This window comes from Frankia sp. AiPs1, from assembly GCF_023716945.1.
Classification (GTDB): domain Bacteria; phylum Actinomycetota; class Actinomycetes; order Frankiales; family Frankiaceae; genus Frankia.
The window spans coordinates 1-4,848 of the sequence record NZ_JAMQQF010000464.1; the positions used below are offsets into that span (position 1 = coordinate 1).

Annotated in this window: 5 protein-coding genes and 1 tRNA gene; 4 read left to right on the top strand and 2 right to left on the bottom strand. The window is 72.6% G+C overall.

The genetic code is table 11. The annotated features are described in order from the left end of the window. The first annotated feature begins 283 nt into the window (after positions 1-283). From ND748_RS25320 to ND748_RS25335, 4 genes are all read left to right on the top strand, one after another. Positions 284-357 (top strand) — tRNA-Pro (locus ND748_RS25320). Between the two features lie 227 nt (positions 358-584). Further along, on the top strand, positions 585-1,169 hold the full coding sequence (locus ND748_RS25325; protein WP_251748546.1) for a hypothetical protein: 585 nt from the start codon (positions 585-587) through the stop codon (positions 1,167-1,169). Between the two features lie 80 nt (positions 1,170-1,249). After that, positions 1,250-1,417, top strand: coding sequence for an RCC1 domain-containing protein (locus ND748_RS25330; RefSeq protein WP_251748547.1), 168 nt, complete (start codon positions 1,250-1,252; stop codon positions 1,415-1,417). 139 nt (positions 1,418-1,556) lie between these two features. Next, complete coding sequence (locus ND748_RS25335; protein WP_251748549.1) at positions 1,557-2,486, top strand: alpha/beta hydrolase; 930 nt, start codon at positions 1,557-1,559, stop codon at positions 2,484-2,486. Between the two features lie 166 nt (positions 2,487-2,652). Here ND748_RS25335 and der read toward each other — a convergent pair whose 3' ends face one another. Together der and ND748_RS25345 are read right to left on the bottom strand one after the other, a co-directional pair. After that, the gene (der, locus tag ND748_RS25340; protein ID WP_251748551.1) at positions 2,653-4,083 is read right to left on the bottom strand and encodes a ribosome biogenesis GTPase Der; all 1,431 of its coding nucleotides are present in this window, start codon (positions 4,081-4,083) and stop codon (positions 2,653-2,655) included. A gap of 65 nt (positions 4,084-4,148) precedes the next feature. Further along, on the bottom strand, positions 4,149-4,848 hold a 700-nt coding region (locus ND748_RS25345; RefSeq protein WP_251748552.1), incomplete at its 5' end, for a 1-acyl-sn-glycerol-3-phosphate acyltransferase.

Here is a 4,848-nt window from a genome sequence, read left to right on the forward strand (position 1 = left end):
CCGGTGGCGGCGGCATGGCCGACCGTGGGTCCTCGCCCCTGCTCCCGCTGGCCGGTGCCACCCTCGGCGCCGTGCTGATCTGCGCCGGCGTGGCTCGCCGACGCGCCCAGGGTGCGGCCTAACCGCGCCCGTCGCGGCCGGTAGCCGCACGGACACCCTCGTGGGTGACGGCCTCGGCCTGGTCCCACGCGGGGCCCGCACACGAGGGTCGGGGGTCGCGTCGACGCTGACGCGGCCCCCGGTCACCACACCGGGTCGCCGATACGGTAATGTTGCTGCCGTACGGGACGTGGCGCAGCTTGGTAGCGCACCAGACTGGGGGTCTGGGGGTCGCAGGTTCAAATCCTGTCGTCCCGACAAGGGCAATGCAAGCCCGCTGGACAGGCATAGCGCCTGGCCAGCGGGCTTTTTTGCGCCGCCGGTACGGCCGCTGCGATGCTCAGGCGGGCACCTCGATGCCATCGGCCTTGGGACCATTCTGGGACCAGCCGGCGAGGTAGCGGCTCAACGACTCCCCCGCCGCGGCCACCGATCGCCGGTCCGGGTGTAGGTATCGCTGCGTCGTCGTCAGCGATCTTCTCTAGATGGAGCGAGATGAGGCCGAAGGGCCTTCCACAGCATGGGCCATCGTGTCCGACGTCCCCAAGCGCGACGTCACGGCTACCCCTCGTTCGGGAGCCGATGTCGTCGCGGGCTTGGTGTCCGCCCGCCAACGAGTGACCGCGGCCGTGGCGGCGGCACTGGAGGAACTACGACCCGCGTCCGCACGGATCTCGGTCACGGTCAATCCGCCGCACGACAACGAGCTGGATCGCGCGCGGACTCATCTGGAGAAAAGTCGGCTCACCGCTGCTGAGGTCGGCCGCCGGCTGGGACTTCCAGTGTCGGAGTCGGAGCTTGTCGGCTGGGTGAGCGAGTGGCCCGTCTCCGCGCGGGGGGATGCAGGCGAGTCCGTCCTGTCGGCACTTCCGGCGACCCGGCAAGCAGAGCTGATGATCGACGTAGCCGAATGGTTGCAGGACGTCATTGCCGACGAGGGCACCTCAGACCCCGTGCCGCCGTGCCCCGGTCACCGGCACTCGATGCGGCCGCAGATACATCAGGAGCAGGCATGGTGGGTGTGTCCGGTCGACGGGCCCGTACGACCGTGGCAGGTATTCACGGAGTGACCAGTAGGCAGCTGGGCCGATAGGAGATCGGTTACGCGCTGCGCCAGGACCGCCCGGAACCGGGGGCCTACGGCAACCGCGTGATCTGGGCCTGGGGCAGCAACGCCCACGGGCAGCTCGGGATCGACCAGCCGGCCGCGCACCGGCCGACGAACCTGTTCCGGCCTCGGCAGGTCCCCGGACCGCGAGACGTGCAGGAGATCGCGGCCGGCGGCTACTCGGCATACGCGATCCTCCAACCCTCCTGAACCGGCAGCGGAAATGGCAGCAATGGCCGAGATGCCTGTAGAAGAGACAGATAGCGCCGTTGCCCAGCACGCTCGACGCCGGACCCGCCACCGGAGCCGGACCCGTCACAGGAGACAGACCCGCCACAGGAGACAGACCTTGACCACCGGCCCCACCCTCGGACTCGGGACCCGCCTGGCCGCCCGCATCATGCGCGCGGGTTTCACCCTCGTCGGCAGCCCGTCGAAGTCCCTGCGGTTCGCCACCCAGGCGGTCGCCGATCCCGAGACCGTCACGGTCCCCACCCGGCACGGCCCCGTACGCTGCCTGCTCTACCGGCCCGCGGGCGGCGGGCCCCTCCCGCCCGTCCACGTGCAGCTGCACGGCGGCGCGTTCATAGTCCGCAGGCCCAGGCAGGACGACCACGTCTGCCGCTACCTCGCCGCCGATGTCGGCGCCGCGGTCCTCGCCCCCGACTACGACACCGCCCCCGAGGTCGCCTACCCCGTCGCCGAACATCAGGCCTACGACGTGGCCGCCTGGGCCCACGCCCACGGCGCCGAGCAGGGCTGGGACGGTGCCCGGTTGTCCGTCGGTGGCTACAGCGCCGGCGCGAAGCTCGCGATCAACGTCGTCCAGCAGGCCCGCGACGCCGGGGCGTTCCTACCGGTCGCCCTGGCCGTCGGATACGGCGTCACCGACGTCGGCCTCGACCCGCACCTGCGCACCTCGCCGAAGAGACGCCCCGCCATCGGCCCACGGCTGCTGCGGCTCGTGCAGCACGCCTACTTTCCCGACCCGGCCACCCGCGCCGAGCCCCTCGCCTCGCCCGCGCTCTCCCCGGACCTCACCGGCTTCCCGCCGACCCTGGTCACCACCGGCGAACTCGACTCCCTCGAAGCCGACGGCCAGATCTTCGCCGAGAAGCTTCGCGCCACCGGGGCCGACGTCACCTACCGCTGCTTCCCCGACGTCGACCACGGCTACACCCACAAGCGGCCGGTCGAGACGGCCCGCGAGGCCATCACCGGTCTCGGCGACCACCTCGCCCGCGCCTACGCCGCGGCCAGTCCGGAAGGGCTCGCCTGAGACGCCCCACCGAGCGGCCGACACGTCCACCGGATTCCTACGCCCACCGGGGCAGCCACGGTGGGGGCGGCGGTCACCGCGTTCGCGGACGCGGACGGAGGTCCAGGACGCTCTGCGTCGGGGCGGGCGGGGGACGCCTGGTGCGTCCCCCGCCGGCGGGCGTGGGTCAGCCGATGGCGGGGGGGCGGCGATCGCCGCGTTCACGGACGCGGACCGAGATGGCGATGGGCGAGCCGGCGAACCCGAAGTCCTCGCGCAGGCGGCGCTCCAGGAAGCGGCGGTAGGCCGGCTCCAGGAAGCCGGTGGTGAACACCACGAAGCGTGGGGGGCGCACGCCCGCCTGGGTGGCGAACAGGATCTTCGGCACCTTGCCGCCGCGCGGGGGCGGCGGGGTGGCGCCGACGACCTCGCCGAGCCAGGCGTTGAGCCGTCCGGTGGGGATCCGGGTGCCCCAGGATTCCAGCGCCGTGCGCAGCGCCGGGGCCAGTCGGTCGGTCGCCCGCCCCGTGCGGGCCGAGACGTTGACCCGCGGGGCCCAGGCGATCCGGCCGAGGTCGCGGTCGATTTCCCGTTCGAGGGTGAGCCGGCGGTCCTCGTCGACGAGATCCCACTTGTTGAAGGCGAGGACGAGCGCCCGGCCGGCCTCGATCACCATCGTGATGACCCGCTGGTCCTGCTCGGTGAGCGGCTCGTCCGCGGCGAGCAGGACGATGGCGACCTCCGCGGCCTCCAGCGCCCCGGCGGTACGCAGCGACGAGTAGTAGTCGGCACCGGACGCCTCGCGGATGCGCCGACGCAGCCCGGCGGTGTCGATGAACATCCACTCTTCGCCGCCGACGGTGACCAGCTCGTCCACCGGGTCGCGGGTGGTGCCGGCGACGTCGTGCACGAGCGAGCGGCGACTACCGGCAATCTTGTTGAGCAGGCTGGACTTGCCGACGTTGGGCCGGCCGATCAGCGCGACCCGACGCGGGCCGTCGGTCTCGGTGAAGACCTCCCGCGGTGCTTCGGGCAGCACGGCGAGCACGGCGTCGAGCAGGTCGCCGCTGCCCCGGCCGTGCAGCGCCGAGACGGGGTGGGGCTCGCCGAGTCCGAGCCCCCACAGGGCGGCGGCGTCGGCTTCGAACCGGGCGTCGTCGACCTTGTTCGCGACGAGGATCACCGGCAGGCCGCTGCGGTGCAGCACCCGGGCGACGGCCTCGTCGGCGTCGGTGGCCCCGGTCATCACGTCGACGATGAACAGCACGGCGTCGGCGGTGTCGAGCGCCGCGGCCGCCTGCTCGGAAACCTGCGCGGCGAGCCCGGAGGCGTCGGGCTCCCACCCGCCGGTGTCGACGAGGGTGAACCGGCGCCCGTTCCACACCGCGTCGTAGGCGATGCGGTCGCGGGTCACCCCGGGCACGTCCTCGACGACGGCGGCACGGCGGCCGAGGATCCGGTTGACCAGCGTCGACTTGCCCACGTTGGGCCGCCCGACAACGGCCACCACCGGCTGACCGGCGACCGGACCCAGCTCGTCGCCCCGAAGGTCGTCGTCCCGAAGGTCGTCGCCGGATGCCGCCTCGGCGCCGTCCATCGCTGCGTCCTGTCTGCTCATCACTGCCATCAGTTACTGCACCTGTCGTCGGGACCGGTGATCCACGGTGATCACCCGGCGTTGCTTCACGGGGCCGCGCGGGCGGTCTCGAGATGATCGAGCAGCCGCACCCGGATGTCCTCGGCAACGGCGGCGAGGGCCCGCCGCGAGCGCGGGTTGGCCGGCACATCGACCTCGAACGGCTTGCCGAAGACCACCCTGACCTGCACCGAGCGGCGCGGCCAGCGCGCACCCTTGGGCAGGGCGTCGCCGGTGTTGATACAGGCTACGGGGAGCACCCGGCAGCGGCCGTGGACGGCGAGGTAGGCGATGCCGTGCTGGACCTCGGCCATCTCCCCGCTGCCCCGGGTGCCCTCGGGGAACACGCCGATCGCGCCGCCGCGGGACAGCTCGTCGAGCGCGGTGTGCAGCGCCTCGCGGTCGGGGCGGCCCCGGTCGATCGGGATCTGCCCGCTGATCAGCAGCAGGCGCCCGACGATCCGGGTGTACATCTCCGACTTGACCAGGCAGCGCACGGTGCGCGGCGACTCGATCACCACCAGCGGGCCGTCCAGCCAGCTACTGTGATTGCCCGCGAAGATCAGCGGCTCGTCCACGGGGACGTGCTCGAGCCCCTCCAGGGTCACCCGCATGATCAGTCGGTTGATGATCTGCCGCACGCCGGGCTTGAGCACGCGGTGCGGCAGGTCGTTGTAGACCGGCGAGGCGGCGCCCCGGTGCAGCAGCCCCGTCCCGGCGGCCGGCCGGACGGTCTCGGGGGCCGGC

Coding starts and splice junctions, on each gene's coding strand:
- ND748_RS25325 (WP_251748546.1), top strand. CDS start 585: ATGGAGCGAGATGAGGCCGAAGGGCCTTCCACAGCATGGGCCATCGTG.
- der (WP_251748551.1), bottom strand. CDS start 4,083: ATGAGCAGACAGGACGCAGCGATGGACGGCGCCGAGGCGGCATCCGGC.